The 14,237-nt window shown below is 45.0% G+C and carries 14 protein-coding genes and 1 pseudogene; 13 read left to right on the top strand and 2 right to left on the bottom strand.

Annotation, left to right across the window (positions count from 1 at the left end; genetic code table 11):
- The 13 genes and pseudogenes from VZ94_RS12795 to VZ94_RS12735 form a co-directional block, all read left to right on the top strand.
- Window positions 1-1,381: pseudogene (locus tag VZ94_RS12795) on the top strand (mechanosensitive ion channel domain-containing protein); the annotation flags it as partial.
- Window positions 1,332-2,105: a mechanosensitive ion channel family protein gene (locus VZ94_RS29015; protein ID WP_338040397.1), complete on the top strand. Its 774-nt coding sequence runs from the start codon at window positions 1,332-1,334 to the stop codon at window positions 2,103-2,105. The pseudogene VZ94_RS12795 and the gene VZ94_RS29015, both read left to right, overlap by 50 nt.
- Before the next feature lie 66 nt (window positions 2,106-2,171).
- Entirely contained in the window at window positions 2,172-3,356 is a 1,185-nt protein-coding gene (gene alaC / locus VZ94_RS12790) for an alanine transaminase (protein WP_045779525.1), read from the top strand.
- A gap of 231 nt (window positions 3,357-3,587) precedes the next feature.
- Window positions 3,588-3,803: a DUF1289 domain-containing protein gene (locus VZ94_RS12785; RefSeq protein WP_045779524.1), complete on the top strand. Its 216-nt coding sequence runs from the start codon at window positions 3,588-3,590 to the stop codon at window positions 3,801-3,803.
- A gap of 473 nt (window positions 3,804-4,276) precedes the next feature.
- Window positions 4,277-4,930: a Uma2 family endonuclease gene (locus VZ94_RS12780; RefSeq protein ID WP_045779526.1), complete on the top strand. Its 654-nt coding sequence runs from the start codon at window positions 4,277-4,279 to the stop codon at window positions 4,928-4,930.
- A gap of 260 nt (window positions 4,931-5,190) precedes the next feature.
- Window positions 5,191-5,958, top strand: coding sequence for a restriction endonuclease (locus VZ94_RS12775; RefSeq protein WP_045779523.1), 768 nt, complete (start codon window positions 5,191-5,193; stop codon window positions 5,956-5,958).
- A gap of 605 nt (window positions 5,959-6,563) precedes the next feature.
- Entirely contained in the window at window positions 6,564-7,874 is a 1,311-nt protein-coding gene (locus VZ94_RS12765; RefSeq protein WP_045779521.1) for a homoserine dehydrogenase, read from the top strand.
- 4 nt (window positions 7,875-7,878) lie between these two features.
- A complete protein-coding gene (gene thrC, locus VZ94_RS12760; RefSeq protein ID WP_045779520.1) occupies window positions 7,879-8,973 on the top strand; it encodes a threonine synthase in 1,095 nt (364 codons plus the stop codon).
- 5 nt (window positions 8,974-8,978) lie between these two features.
- A complete protein-coding gene (locus VZ94_RS12755) occupies window positions 8,979-9,902 on the top strand; it encodes a sulfotransferase family protein (RefSeq protein ID WP_045779519.1) in 924 nt (307 codons plus the stop codon).
- Window positions 9,903-10,268: 366 nt separating this feature from the next.
- On the top strand, window positions 10,269-12,029 hold the full coding sequence (locus VZ94_RS12750; protein ID WP_045779518.1) for a proline--tRNA ligase: 1,761 nt from the start codon (window positions 10,269-10,271) through the stop codon (window positions 12,027-12,029).
- Complete coding sequence (locus VZ94_RS12745; protein WP_045779517.1) at window positions 12,029-12,349, top strand: DMT family transporter; 321 nt, start codon at window positions 12,029-12,031, stop codon at window positions 12,347-12,349. The genes VZ94_RS12750 and VZ94_RS12745 overlap by 1 nt, the downstream gene beginning before the upstream one ends.
- Window positions 12,349-12,639, top strand: coding sequence for a sulfurtransferase complex subunit TusB (gene tusB, locus VZ94_RS12740; protein ID WP_045779516.1), 291 nt, complete (start codon window positions 12,349-12,351; stop codon window positions 12,637-12,639). Before VZ94_RS12745 ends, tusB begins: the two co-directional genes overlap by 1 nt.
- On the top strand, window positions 12,630-12,962 hold the full coding sequence (locus VZ94_RS12735) for a TusE/DsrC/DsvC family sulfur relay protein (protein WP_045779515.1): 333 nt from the start codon (window positions 12,630-12,632) through the stop codon (window positions 12,960-12,962). Before tusB ends, VZ94_RS12735 begins: the two co-directional genes overlap by 10 nt.
- A 124-nt stretch (window positions 12,963-13,086) precedes the next feature.
- On the opposite strand, the gene VZ94_RS29010 is transcribed toward VZ94_RS12735, so the two are convergent.
- Window positions 13,087-13,572: an AlbA family DNA-binding domain-containing protein gene (locus VZ94_RS29010; protein WP_239649904.1), complete on the bottom strand. Its 486-nt coding sequence runs from the start codon at window positions 13,570-13,572 to the stop codon at window positions 13,087-13,089.
- 16 nt (window positions 13,573-13,588) lie between these two features.
- On the bottom strand, window positions 13,589-13,918 hold the full coding sequence (locus VZ94_RS29005) for a hypothetical protein (RefSeq protein WP_239649903.1): 330 nt from the start codon (window positions 13,916-13,918) through the stop codon (window positions 13,589-13,591).
- Window positions 13,919-14,237: the final 319 nt, after the last annotated feature.

Genomic DNA, 14,237 nt, shown 5'->3' with positions numbered 1-14,237 from the left:
AGCTGATTTCGACTTTGCCCGTCAGCAACTCAATACACTGGCCAACAAATTCTTAGTGTATTTAGATCAGCGTTTATTATGGGTGCGTAGCTCTGCACCGATAGACCTACATTTTATTGGTGATGTATTCCACGCGGTAGAGTGGCTGTTATCGCCGTTTAACTGGCTTAAAGTCACTCAAGATGGGGTAAAAATCGTCTTAGACAGACCGGTACTGTGTTTTCTCGGCATGATAAGCTTAATGGTGTTGTCATCAGCACGGCGCAAACTTATGATGCAACTCGCCTCAGTCTCAGAACGCGTCGATAAATTATCAACTGACCGCTTTTATTTAACGCCGGTCGCGATTGCTTACACAGTATTACTGGTCGCGCCTATACCGCTATTATGTTATGGCATGGGTTGGTTACTCAGTACCCAAGCGTATGTAGACAATTTCAGCCGTGCGCTAGGCGTAGGCTTACTCCATGCGGCCACACCCTTATTACTGTTACAGTTTTTCTATCGGTTATTTGCCGCTACGGGTATTGCACGCAAGCATTTTCATTGGCAAACGGAAATCACGCAATTACTACGTCGGCAAATTGCCTGGATTCGTTTAGTCTCCATCCCGACTATCTTTATTATTCATGCGACCGGTACGGCAAAATTATCGGCGCATAGCGATAGTTTGGGACGGGTTGCGCTGATGATAAGCATGCTGGCATTAGCGTGGTTCTTACATGGCCTATTAAAACCTAATAGCCCGATTGTGTTACGCTTAGTCAATCTCTATCCGCGCAGTTGGCTTACCCGCTCACGTTATCTTTGGTATCCACTCGCCGTCTCAACACCTCTGATTATCATCGCTTTTGCCGTCGCAGGCTATTATTTAAGCGCGTTAGAATTACAGCAAAAAGTCATAGTCACCTTACGTGTCGTGTTTCTCGGTGTGTTAATCCACGCCTTAGTATTACGTTGGCTAAATTTGGTTAACCGCCAACTCGCCATTGCTAATGCTAAACAAAAACGCCGTGCGGCATTACACGAACGCCATCACACACCGTCTAGTGCAGAAGACCATCCACTGCCTGATGAGCAATTATTAGATATTCCAAAAATTAACGCGCAAACGTTAAATTTATTAAATGTCGCGATTGGCTTTAGCTTATTTGTCAGTATTACCGCCATTTGGAAAAATATTTTACCGGCATTTTCCTTCCTAGATGACATTGTGCTCTGGCAACATCAAGTCATCTCTGCTGATAAACAAGGCAGCTTAGAGCCGATTACGGCAACGAATTTATTATTAGCGGGCTTATATATTTTCGTCATCACGGTAGCAATACGCAATTTCTCAGGCTTTATGGATATTCTGCTGTTCCGGCGTTTTAAGCATTGAGCCGGGTAGCCGTTATGCGATTAATCAGCTCGCCCGCTACGGCTTATTCACAATAGGCTTTATCGCCGTTGCCAGTGAATTAGGTGGTAGCTGGGACGAAGTACAATGGTTAGTCGCCGCCTTAAGCGTAGGCTTAGGGTTTGGTTTACAAGAAATTTTCGCTAATTTAGTCTCAGGCATTATTTTATTATTCGAACGCCCGATACGCATTGGCGATACCGTCACGATTAACAACGTCACGGGAAAAGTCAGTTTGATTCAAATGCGTGCGACGACGATTATCGACTGGGACCAAAAAGAGCATATCGTGCCGAATAAAACCTTTATCACTACCCAGTTAGTTAATTGGACGCTTAGCGATGCAATTACGCGCGTGGTGATTCCGGTCAGTATTAGCTCTAACTCGGATATAGAACTCGCCCATCACGTTATGCTAGACACCGTTAAAAACACGCCTATGGTGTTAACCGAGCCTGAACCTAGCGTGGTATTAACCGGCTTCGGCGATAATGGCTTAAATTTCACGATTTACGTGCATGTCAACGAATTAGGCCATAGACAGCAAGTCACGCATCAAATCCATGTGCGGTTATTAGAAGCGTTAAAACATAACCATATTGAGATTCCTTATCCCAAGCGCGAAGTCCATATTCGCATGAATGCCGACCCTGCCGATTTAAAACCGGCAACGAATAATTCTGAGCCACATCCGCAAGCTAATTGACATATTGCGCCTACATCAGTAATTTAGCTTCTGTTTGACACCACCAACTTGACACCACCGACACGAATGGAACAATTTCATAGAATCAGCCGCTTACCGCCTTATGTTTTTAACATTGTTAACGAGCTAAAAGCAAAAGCGCGCGCTGCCGGCGAAGACATCATCGATTTCGGCATGGGCAACCCCGACCAGCCCACGCCTAAACATATCGTCGATAAAATGATAGAAGCAACGTTACGCGAAGATACGCACCGTTACTCTATGTCTAAAGGCATTCCAAGACTTAGACGCGCGATTTGCAATTGGTATAAAACGCGTTTCGATGTTGACTTAAATCCCGATAACGAGGCGATTGTCACCATAGGCTCGAAAGAAGGCTTAGCGCATCTAGCCTTAGCGACCTTAGGGCCAGGCGATGTGGTGTTAGTGCCTAACCCCGCCTACCCTATTCACCCTTATGGCGTCGTCATTGCGGGCGCAGATTTACGCCACGTACCGTTAATCCCAGGCGTAGATTTTTTTGAAGAACTGCATAAAGCGATTATTGAAAGTTGGCCTAAGCCTAAAATGCTCATCATCAATTTTCCCGGCAATCCAACCGCGCAATGTGTAGAGTTAGATTTCTTTGAAAAAATTATCACGCTGGCCAAAGAACACAATATTTGGGTCGTGCATGACATTGCGTATGTCGATATCGTCTTTGATGGCTATAAAGCCCCGTCTATTTTGCAAATCGAAGGCGCAAAAGACATTGCGGTAGAATTTTTCTCAATGTCTAAAAGCTATAACATGCCAGGTTGGCGCGTAGGCTTTATGTGTGGTAACAAAGAATTAGTGGCTGCATTGGCGCGTATCAAATCCTATCTCGATTACGGCACGTTTACCCCGATACAAGTCGCTGCGATTGCTGCGTTAGAAGGCCCACAAGACTGCGTGGCAGAAATTGCCGACATGTATAAAAAACGCCGTGATGTGTTATGCGATGGTTTAAACGGTGCCGGCTGGCCTGTAGAAAAACCACTAGCGACCATGTTTGTCTGGGCTAAGATTCCAGAACCTTATCGTGACATGGGCTCATTGGAATTTTCCAAAAAACTGCTGTTAGAAGCAAAAGTCGCCGTCGCGCCCGGCATCGGTTTTGGTCAATATGGCGATGACCATGTTCGCTTTGGCTTAATCGAAAACGAGCATCGCACCCGCCAAGCTATACGTGGCATACGCGCGATGATGAAAAAAGACCAAGTTATTTAATGTGGCTACCCACTTTAAAAAAGGGACAGGTTGGTTATAGTCAGTAGAGCTAAATCGTCATTCCGGCATGGATTGCCGGAATCCAGCGCCTTGGATGGCAAAGCGCCAAACACGTTCGTGTGTTATTGGCAATCCTGACGTTGCTATTACTTAGCTGTCCCGTCTTTAGTAGATAGCCTTTAATGTTAAAAACTGCGCTGGCAACATCCAGCGCTTGCTTTAGGAAAAACTATGAAATTCACCCCTTGCCAAGACTTTTGCACCTACGAAGGTACGCATTGCGAAGGCTGCGGCCGCTCGCATGAAGAAATCGCCGAAACTAAAAAATTAGTTAAATCCTTAGTCGAATTTATTCGCACCCAACAATACGATAATAGCGATGATTTTTTAAATGCCGTATGCAAAAGTGTGCGAAAAAAATTGACGCTGGCTGATAAACCAACATGAGCGTGCGGTAAGTTCCTGGGAGTGCAAACCTTGGTGGCTCTTTATGGATTTTGGGGTCTTTTTAAAAAATGACGTGAAATTCGTTGTTAACCATTTGACGAAGACCTTAAAACCCATATAGGCCGGTAGGGTGCATTCCATGCACCGCATAACAGGGTAAGGTGCATAGAATGCACATGGCTATAAAACAGACGCCATAGCCTGGCGCGTGTTCATTAAACAATACCTATCTTGGTTTGATTGGCAAAAAAAACACGCCAAGCCCGAAATCACCCGACAATTAGCGGACACCATTGTCGAGGCTCTTACGGAATGTGGCATTAACATAACGCAGGGAGATTGAAGATAATATTGCTCATGAACGTCGTTCCAGCATGGATTGCGGGAACCGAAGATTCATGGATGGCAAAGCTTCAAAATAGTAAGAAATAACCATGAATTCGAAGACGGCAACCACTACGGAGAACCATCCCATGGCTTTACAACCGAAATCCGAGTCCGATGGCATTGCCATGACTGAAGAAGAGTATTTAAGGACGGAGCCTGATGTTGAAGTTCGGCGTGAATATTATGATGGACGGGCTTACGCAATGGCTGGTTCGAAAAGAAACCATAATATTTTATCGGGTAATATTGCGGGTGAATTCAGAAACCATCTGAAAGGTTCACCTTGTTCGACTTTCAGCGCAGACATAAAAGTGGCATTTGGGAAAAGTTATTTTTATCCCGATGTGATCGTTGATTGCACTGAGACTGAAGGAGATAGCTATTTTGCAAATTCCCCTGTGATTATTGTTGAAGTCTTGTCTAAATCGACCAAAAGAATGGATACGACGACAAAACTTATCCATTACATTAATTTACCGACCTTAAAAGAGTATGTGCTTGTAGAGCAAGAGACTGTTTGCATACAAGTGCTTCGAAAAAGCAAGCATTGGCAACCGGAATATTTTTATCTGGGCGATGTCGTCACTTTTGAGTCAATTGGTTTAACGCTATCGGTTGAAGAAATCTATGATCGCGTCGACAATCAGGACATGCGTGAATGGCTAAGCCAAAATCGGGTTTATGAAAAGAACGTTTTTCGCAGAAGAGTCTTTCGAGGAACAGCAAGAACAATCTGCTAGCGATATTATGGATGGCGGCTGAAAACGACTGTAGATACCGATAACATGTATACGTCGCCGATACGCACGCGCTGGTGCACCTGATAAAGTGGCTTAGGAAAGGGATTTACTGAGGTATAACTCACACTAACAAAAAGCTTACTAACAGCTAAGTTGCATAATAATATCGTTAAAAAACAATAATGACTAATTGGGAAACACACCGACTAGTGTGTTAATTATGGCACCGAGAAGGGGGTCTACTTAATAGATAGGTTTCTATGATCGAAAATCCAGAACCTTCTGATTGGCGATTACTTCAGAATGGTGTATGCCGAATCTTTAACGAGATTGGACTAGCTGCAAAGACCGAGATGCGGCTAACCACGCCGCGTGGAACAGTGGAAGTAGATGTGTTTGCCTTAGATGAAAAAAGCGTCGATAAAATTAAGTATGTCGTTGAATGCAAGAATTGGAGTTCTGCAATCCCCCAAACAGTTGTTCACGCATTCACCACGGTTATGCACGAAACAGGTGCAAATATAGGTTTCATTGTCTCTCGTCATGGCCTTCAGGAGGGCGCAGAGCGTTACACCGAGAGCACCAATATAATTGGGCTAACCTACCGAGAGATTCAAATTAGGTATCTGAAGGTGTGGTGGGATAGGTACTTTTGCACTCAGGCTGCCGCTGCCGCAGATTCGGCGTTTCAATACGTTGAGCCAATCAACTCATTCAGGGAGAGAATGGTTTCTGAGCTGCCTGAACCCAAGAAGAGGAAGTTTCGTCAACTTCAGGAAAAGTACGGTGCATTTGTGATGTTAGTTCAGATTATGGATATGGGACGTATTATCCCGCAGTACCTATCTGAACATCCTCCGAGCATCGACATATACAAAGAGATGCTGTCTGAGCTACTTGGCCGCAAAGATTACTTCAAGGCAATTTACTACCGGGATCTACTAGATGAAATATGTCTTATTTCTCGCTCAATCGAAGAAGAGTTTAATTCCATCTTTGGAAAAGATATTTTCTTAAGGGAAACCTAACAAGTCAGGGACGCGCCGCCCATTGGCGGTTTTGAAGTTCAGCCAAGCAGGGTGCATTCCATGCACCAAAGAGTGCTAAAATCAAACGCAAGCATATTCAAGGTAAACCATACATCTTGCAACCATGTCTAACTACAGGCGAGCTAACACCAAGGGTGGGGCATATTTTTTCACTGTGGTGACTTACCGACGGCAATCCTTTTTATGTGATGAGCCAAGTAGCTGTCGGTTTCGGTGGTGGCGGACAATTTTCGAACATCTGTTATTTTTAATTCAGGCTCGGTAGTTCCATTTAAAGTTTGTAAGCGGCACACCATAAAGTTAGGACTCAAAACTGTGAAAGCTCTCATTTCTCTGACAAGTATGTTGCTCATGTTTGCCCACTCGCCTGCTTGGCCTCAAAACGACTTAGCGCGTAGCATGCAATAACATCAGCGTATTGCCCCTACGCGCTGTCTTCACACCCCCATTTAGGCAACAAATCTGTTGCACAACAGATTTGTTGCCAACAACACTTCCGCTTTAAGCACCGGAATCAAAGATTCACCCATTTATGCAAGCACTTATATGAAATATAATGGCGCTTTTAAAAACCGGAGTTTGCTTTGAAACCGATAAAAGTAGGTATATTAGGATTAGGTACGGTGGGCGGTGGCACTGTTAACGTGCTTAAACGCAACGCAGCGGAAATCGAGCGCAGAATAGGCCGGGAACTTATTATTACCCGTGCTTCGGCTAAAGATTTAACTAAGTCAAGGATTTGCAATACCGACGGTATTGAATTAACCAGTAACCCTAATGACATTATCAACGACCCCGATATTGATATTGTTTTAGAGCTTATCGGCGGAGCTGGCCCGGTTAAAGACATGGTGTTAGCGGCGATTAATAACGGCAAACACGTTGTGACGGCGAATAAGTCATTAATTGCGTTACACGGTAATGAGATTTTTACTGCGGCTAGCGCCAAAGGCGTGATTGTTGCGTTTGAAGCGGCGGTCGCCGGTGGTATTCCTATTATCAAAGCGATACGCGAAGGCTTAAGCGGTAATCGTATTCAATGGTTAGCCGGTATTATCAATGGCACCGGTAATTTTATTTTGACTGAAATGCGCGATAAAGGCCGCGATTTTGCTGATGTCTTAGCCGAAGCTCAGGCACTAGGCTATGCTGAAGCCGATCCTACCTTTGATGTCGAAGGCATTGACGCCGCGCATAAGTTAACCATTTTAGCGGCGATTGCGTTTGGTATTCCGCTGCAATTCGATAAGGTTTATACCGAAGGCATTACCGGCATTACCCGCACCGATGTTGAATATGCTGAGCAGCTAGGCTATAGAATTAAACACTTAGGTATCGCAAGACAGATGCCAAACGGCATAGAGTTAAGAGTGCATCCCACCTTAATTCCTGAGCGCCGTTTAATCGCTAACGTCAATGGCGTCATGAATGCCGTGGTCGTTAAAGGTGATGCAGTAGGGCCTAGTTTATATTACGGAGCCGGTGCTGGCGCCGAACCCACCGCCTCTGCTGTCGTCGCCGATGTCGTTGATGTCGCTCGTGCGTTGACCAGCGACCCTGAAAATCGCGTACCGCATTTAGCCTTCCAAGCCAATCAACTAGCGAATATTCCGGTAGTCAGTTCAAACAGTTTTAGAACAGCGTATTATTTACGCTTAATGGCAGAAGACAAACCCGGCGTCTTAGCCGATGTGACGCGCATCTTAGCCGACCATGACATTAGTATTGAAGCGATTATTCAAAAAGAACCGTCGTCAGGTGACACGGCGGTGCCTATTATTTTGCTCACCCAAATTACGTTAGAACAAGAAATGAACGCGGCGATAGCTGAAATTGAAGCATTGACTACCGTGACCGGAAAAATAAACCGCATCCGTATGGAAACCTTAGGATAAACTCATGAGCACACACAAACGCTATACTGGCTTAATCGAATTCTACCGCGACCGCTTACCGGTTAGCGCTAACACGCGTATTATCAGCTTAGGCGAAGGTAATACGCCCTTAATTGAATTACACAATATTCCGCGCATTATCGGCAAAGACGTTAAGATTTACGTTAAATTTGAAGGCTTAAATCCGACTGGCTCATTTAAAGATAGAGGTATGACGATGGCGGTGACCAAAGCCGTCGAAGCTGGCAGCCAAGCCATTATCTGCGCCTCAACCGGTAATACGTCGGCATCTGCCGCTGCTTACGCCGCACGAGCCGGTATTAAAGCCTTTGTCATTATTCCAGAAGGTAAAATCGCGTTAGGCAAGCTGGCGCAAACCTTAATGTACAATGCCAAAATCATTCAAATTAGCGGTAACTTTGATCAAGGCATGGAATTAGTCAAACAAGTTGCCGAGCTAGCACCCGTGACTATTGTTAACTCGATTAACCCATTCCGCATCGAAGGCCAAAAAACCGCTGCGTTTGAAATCGTCGATGAACTCGGTTTTGCGCCCGATTATCACTGCTTACCAGTTGGTAATGCAGGTAATATCACAGCGTATTGGAGAGGTTACTCAGAATATGCCCGGTATAGCGCAAGCCATAGCGCTGTTACGCGTAACGTACCTATTATGTGCGGTTATCAAGCAGCGGGAGCAGCACCGTTTGTCGTGGGCCATCCAGTCGAAAACCCAGAAACCTTAGCGACGGCGATTAGAATCGGCAATCCCCAATCATGGGATTTAGCTTGGCAAGCCCAAAAAGAATCCGGTGGCTGGTTTGCTAAATTTACTGATGAAGAAATCTTAGCGGCACAAAAACTATTATCCCAGCAAGAAGGCGTGTTCTGCGAACCGGCCTCAGCCACTTCGCTAGCAGGCGCAATCCATGATATTAATGCGGGTAAAATCCCTGAAGGCAGCACGATAGTTTGCACCTTAACCGGCAACGGCATTAAAGACCCGGACATCGCTATGCAACAATGCGCCGATACCCAACCGGTCACTATTAGCGCCGACTTAGATGCGGTTAAACGCGCCATTTTAGATAATTTATAAAGCGCATGAGCAATAAAAACCTCGGCGTTGCTGTACTGAATGGCGATGCCGCTGCCCTACCCGAAAAAACGCTTATCGTCTTAGGCTTAGGTCGCGGAGGCACCTCTATGGTCGCCGGGGTGTTAGATAAACTCGGTGTTTATATGGGGGATGGCTTAGACTCACGTTATCAAGACCAAACCTTGTTAGATGCAGTTAACCGCCGTGATAAAGCGAAAGCAGTAGCGACTATCAACGAACGCAATCAACGCTATGCTGTTTGGGGTACGAAAAAATTACGCTTATGGCGCTACGATAACTGTTTTCGTGAACCTGTGTATATCGTCGTGTTTCGCGATTTATTAGCCAATGCTAACCGCAGGCAACAATTATTTAATGTGTCGTTGCTGAACGAAATGATTAAATTATTGGCCTTAAGCGTAAACTTACTGTTTTTTTTAAAATGCTGTAAGCGGCCGATGTTATTGGTTTCCTACGAAAAAGCCTTGATTTACCCAGATGAGTTTGTCAACACGCTAGCCGAATTCATTGGCATTAAAGATACCAGCGCGATAACAACAGCGATTGATTTCATACGGCCATCGCCTAGCGCTTACACGACGTCGCCCGTGCATTACCGTCATGCCCAAGCTAGCCGTGTTTTAGTCGGTTATATTGATGAAGTTAGCGAAGATAAAATCTATGGCTGGGCCTTAGATACCCGAACGAGCGAATCGGTTAATTTAGAATTATTCATTAATAACCGATTACTGTTAACCAGCCAAGCTGACTTGCCTAGACCGGACGTTGCTGACGCCGATAAACGCTTTCACAGCCAATGCGGTTTTTTATTTACGCTAAACCCAGGCTTGCTAAACAAAGGCGACCAAATCGACATACGCTTTGCTCACACGCAACAAAGCTTATTAAACACCCCTTACACTTACTGACTGTGTTTAATAGATGTTTATTATAGTTACTTGCAAGTCAATCGGAGGCCTAATCCCGTTTGCCGCGCCGAGCACCGCAGGTTTTGCTGGGATTAGCCCGTCAGGGGCACGGCATGGATGCCGTGCGTAGGCAGGCGGGCAGGACGCCCGCTCTGCCGACCTCCCAGCAAAAACCAAGGCGCGCAGGAAGAAGCGGCAACGGGTCGCCTTTTCTTTGGCTACTTTCTTTTTGGCGACGCAAAAGAAAGTAGCTCGCCTGCCGGTGCGAGAACCGGCTTAACTTAAAACTTCGCGATAGCGACTCATTAGATTTTCGAAACTGCTTTTAACAGCCGTTTTTTATATACCACATTAAAAACACTATACATGCGTACTTCCCAATTTCCATTACAAACTGTTAAAGAAACCCCTGCCGATGCTGAAATCGCCAGTCATCAGCTTATGATACGCGCCGGTTTGATTCGTAAACTGGCGGCAGGCTTATACACCTGGCTACCGTTAGGTTTAAAAATCTTGCGTAAAGTTGAAAAAATCACCCGCGATGAAATGAATAAAACCGGCGCGTTGGAAGTCTTAATGCCCGCCTTACAACCGGCTGAGCTATGGCAAGAAACTGGACGTTGGCAAAAATACGGCCCTGAATTAGCTAGGCTAAAAGACCGGCATGAGCGGGATTTTTGTTTAGGTCCTACGCATGAAGAAATCATCACTGACTTAGCGCGTCATGAATTAAAAAGCTATAAACAATTACCTATCACGTTTTATCAGATTCAAACTAAATTCCGCGACGAAATACGCCCGCGTTTCGGTGTCATGCGTTGCCGTGAATTTATCATGAAAGATGCGTACTCGTTTCATTTAGACGAAGCCTCATTACAGCAAACTTATGACGCGATGTACCAAGCTTATAGCAATATCTTCAATCACTTAGGCTTAAAATTCCGTGCAGTAATTGCAGATTCTGGCGCGATTGGCGGAGCCGTGTCACATGAATTTCACGTCATCGCTGATTCTGGTGAAGACGCCATTGCGTTTTCAACGGAAAGCCACTATGCGGCTAATGTCGAAAGCGCGCCCGCGTTAAACAGCATTGATATTTTAGCCGACGCAACTGAAACTCGTAGCAAAGTCGAAACACCAACCCAGAAAACCATTGCTGAAATCACCGAGTTTTTAAATGTCCCCGCGCATAAAGTGTTGAAAACCTTAGCCGTGGTAAGAACACGTAAAGACGACAACGGCAATGACGTACACGAGTTTTTTAACCTATTTTTACGCGGTGACCACGAATTAAACGAAATCAAAGCGCGAAAACTGATTGGCGATTTCCGTATGGCTAGCGATGAAGAAATTAGCGCGCATCATGGCTGCAGCGCTGGTTTCTTAGGCCCACGTCCGGCAGCGAGCCATGTTTTATTCGATAATGCAGTAAAAACGCTTAGCGATTTTGTCTGTGGCGCTAACGAAGCCGGTTACCATTATCGCGGCTGCAACTGGTTAGCTAATGACGACTTACGTGCGATTTACCAATCGGCATTAGCTAATGATGCGTTTCAAGACCTTAGAAATGTTGTAGCAGGCGACCCAAGCCCTGACGGCCAAGGTGAAATCACGCTAGCACGCGGGATTGAAGTCGGTCATATTTTCCAGCTAGGCACTAAATACAGCGCGTCTATGAAAGCCGGTATTATCAATGAAGACGGTAAACACCAAATCATGATTATGGGCTGTTATGGCATTGGCATTTCTCGCGTCGTTGCAGCGGCGATAGAGCAAAATCACGATAGCCGTGGCATTATTTGGCCTGCCGCGTTAGCACCGTTTCAAGTCGCGTTATGCCCTATGAACCTGCATAAATCAGTGCGTTTACAACAAGCCACCGAAACGCTATACCAACAACTACTAAACCTAGGTATTGACGTTTTATTAGACGATAGAAAAGTGCGCGCCGGTTTCATGTTTGCCGATATGGAGCTTATCGGCATTCCTCATTGCATTATCTTAAGCGACCGAGGTTTAGACGCCGGTACGTTTGAATATAAGGCAAGAACTGCGAAAGATAACATCGAATTGCCGTTAACCGATGTGCTTAGCTTTATTCAAAACACCATAGGTAAGAACGTTTAATGGCTTGGTTTTTACTGTTTAGCGCCGGATTGTTAGAAATCCTGTTTGCCATTAGCCTGAAATTCAATGAAGGCTTTACTAAATTATGGCCTAGTGTTGCAACTGCCGTATTTGGTGCAGGTAGTTTTTACTTACTGATGTTAGCGCTTAAATATTTACCGATAGGCACCGCCTATGCCGTTTGGACCGGCATAGGCGCGGTAGGTGTTGCGATTGTTGGTGTGTTTTTGTTTAAAGAGTCGATTGACTGGTTAAGAGTCGTGTCGATTTTCCTAGTCATCACGGGCATCGTAGGGCTTAAACTCACGGATAGCCAGTAATGCTGCATTTGGTTAGTCAAACAACGCTCTCTGCTGCGCTATTTGCAAGAATAAGCGCAGGTGATGCCGTGTTGTTTATGGGAGCATCGGTGACTTCACTCTTAGCGTGTGGACAGCAAAACCAAGCGCTCATCGAATTAACGCAATATGCTAAGTGTTACGCTCTAAGCGCAGATGTACACGCCGCTAACATAGGCAGCAATGAATTAACCCAAAACATCCACGTCATTGATTATCCTGAGTTTGTCCAACTTGCCGTTGAGCATCCTTTAATTCAAACATGGTCATAAGTGTCGATGGCAAAGACCTTGCCACCGCCGAGCAAGGTTTCTTAAAAAACCCCGCCGATTGGAATGAGCAAGTTGCCCATTGCTTGGCTGAACGTGAGCAGTTAGTGCTGACTGACGCCCATTGGGAGATTATTTACTTTATCCGCGAGTATTATCTAAGCTTTAAACACCTACCTAACGCCCGCGTATTCACTAAAGCGATTCAAAAACAATTCGGCGACGCTAAAGGCAATAGCCGTTATTTACACCAGTTATTTCCCAATGGGCCGTTAAAATACGCCTGCAAAATTGCCGGCTTGCCCAAGCCTCCGACGTGTCTATAAGCTATTACCACGCACTCAACACTGTCGAAAAATCAAGAGCATATTCAATATAAAACAACAAGTAAAATGTCGGGTTACACTGACGCTAACCCGACCTACGAGCTGTAGCAGCAACGAGAAAACACTATTTTTCTCTCTGCCAGCGTATTTGATAATACTCCAACGCCTCTTGTATATTGAGATCACGGGTTGCACCGCCGGTACGAACAAAGAGCTTAGGTGAGCCATTTTGTTGTAAAAATACGGGCCTAAGTGCTGGCGTAACTAATAGTCGACACACTTGTTTGCCCTCGACAGCATGAAATAACACATGAATGTATGAGCATAAGTCGGCGCCTAATTGCGTCGATACGGCGGTCATTATTGATTGCTCGAAACCATCTTGATTGGGTTTTTTTAAGGTTTTGAAATCTTGCTCTAAGCCTATCACTTCACCATTATCGGCAATGCCGATTAATAACGTGCCGCCGTGACTGCTGTTGAGGAAACCCGCTAAGGTTTTTAATACAATAGTTTCTAAATTACGATTGATGCGAGATTGTTCAAAATCCCAACGAAACGAGGACTTAAACTCTATTAAAGGCCCTTCACCTTGAGCAACAATACTCATTAGGTCTTTTTGTAGCTCAACTTTTTAATTGCTCTATACGTGATAAATGTTTATGCAACGCACCATAAATACCGACAGAAATAAGCCCCAACATAGCGCCAATTTCGGCATAAAATAAAATAAGATGGCTTTCCGCTAAATTGCCGTTTGCTAATGAACTTAACTGGCTTAGCATGTACTCAAGCGATGATAAGCGGCTACCACTATTGATTTCTTGCGAGTAAATAAAGCTATAACTCGGTGCTAAGACTAAAACGCCAAAGCCTGCTCCCACTAAAGCCGCGATTAAATAGAGTTTTAACTGTTGACGCCATAGCGCCAACATCAGTAACAAAAATCTTTTCATCTTATTTCCTTGCTGATTTGAGACCTCTTCCTTCAGGGAGGTTCGTTCAACGTTCGTTCAACGTTGACAACGATGCGTTAGCATCGTTATCCTTTCAAGTAACCTCGTCGTTTACGGCGAGGCAAGCCACCGACCTCTACCTGTCGATGGTATTGTCATTCGACAGATGAGGTCGAATGTGGATTGAAACATAACAACCAGTAAACCACTGCATGGCTACATTACGAGCAAACGTTTACAGTTTACCCCAAACAACATCAGTAAAAAAAAAAAAAAAAGTTTTTTCATCGCTCTTTTCTCGTTCCCACGCTCTGCGTGG

The sequence above is a fragment of the Methylocucumis oryzae genome (genome assembly GCF_000963695.1).
GTDB classification, from domain to species: Bacteria; Pseudomonadota; Gammaproteobacteria; order Methylococcales; family Methylomonadaceae; genus Methylovulum; species Methylovulum oryzae.
Note: the sequence above shows the minus strand (reverse complement) of the source record. Positions and strands in the feature narration are given on the sequence as shown.

Coding starts and splice junctions, on each gene's coding strand:
- VZ94_RS12750 (WP_045779518.1), top strand. CDS start 10,269: ATGCGTACTTCCCAATTTCCATTACAAACTGTTAAAGAAACCCCTGCC.
- tusB (WP_045779516.1), top strand. CDS start 12,349: ATGCTGCATTTGGTTAGTCAAACAACGCTCTCTGCTGCGCTATTTGCA.
- VZ94_RS12775 (WP_045779523.1), top strand. CDS start 5,191: ATGATCGAAAATCCAGAACCTTCTGATTGGCGATTACTTCAGAATGGT.
- VZ94_RS12755 (WP_045779519.1), top strand. CDS start 8,979: ATGAGCAATAAAAACCTCGGCGTTGCTGTACTGAATGGCGATGCCGCT.
- VZ94_RS29005 (WP_239649903.1), bottom strand. CDS start 13,918: ATGAAAAGATTTTTGTTACTGATGTTGGCGCTATGGCGTCAACAGTTA.
- alaC (WP_045779525.1), top strand. CDS start 2,172: ATGGAACAATTTCATAGAATCAGCCGCTTACCGCCTTATGTTTTTAAC.
- VZ94_RS12735 (WP_045779515.1), top strand. CDS start 12,630: ATGGTCATAAGTGTCGATGGCAAAGACCTTGCCACCGCCGAGCAAGGT.
- thrC (WP_045779520.1), top strand. CDS start 7,879: ATGAGCACACACAAACGCTATACTGGCTTAATCGAATTCTACCGCGAC.
- VZ94_RS12745 (WP_045779517.1), top strand. CDS start 12,029: ATGGCTTGGTTTTTACTGTTTAGCGCCGGATTGTTAGAAATCCTGTTT.
- VZ94_RS29010 (WP_239649904.1), bottom strand. CDS start 13,572: ATGAGTATTGTTGCTCAAGGTGAAGGGCCTTTAATAGAGTTTAAGTCC.
- VZ94_RS12780 (WP_045779526.1), top strand. CDS start 4,277: ATGGCTTTACAACCGAAATCCGAGTCCGATGGCATTGCCATGACTGAA.
- VZ94_RS12785 (WP_045779524.1), top strand. CDS start 3,588: ATGAAATTCACCCCTTGCCAAGACTTTTGCACCTACGAAGGTACGCAT.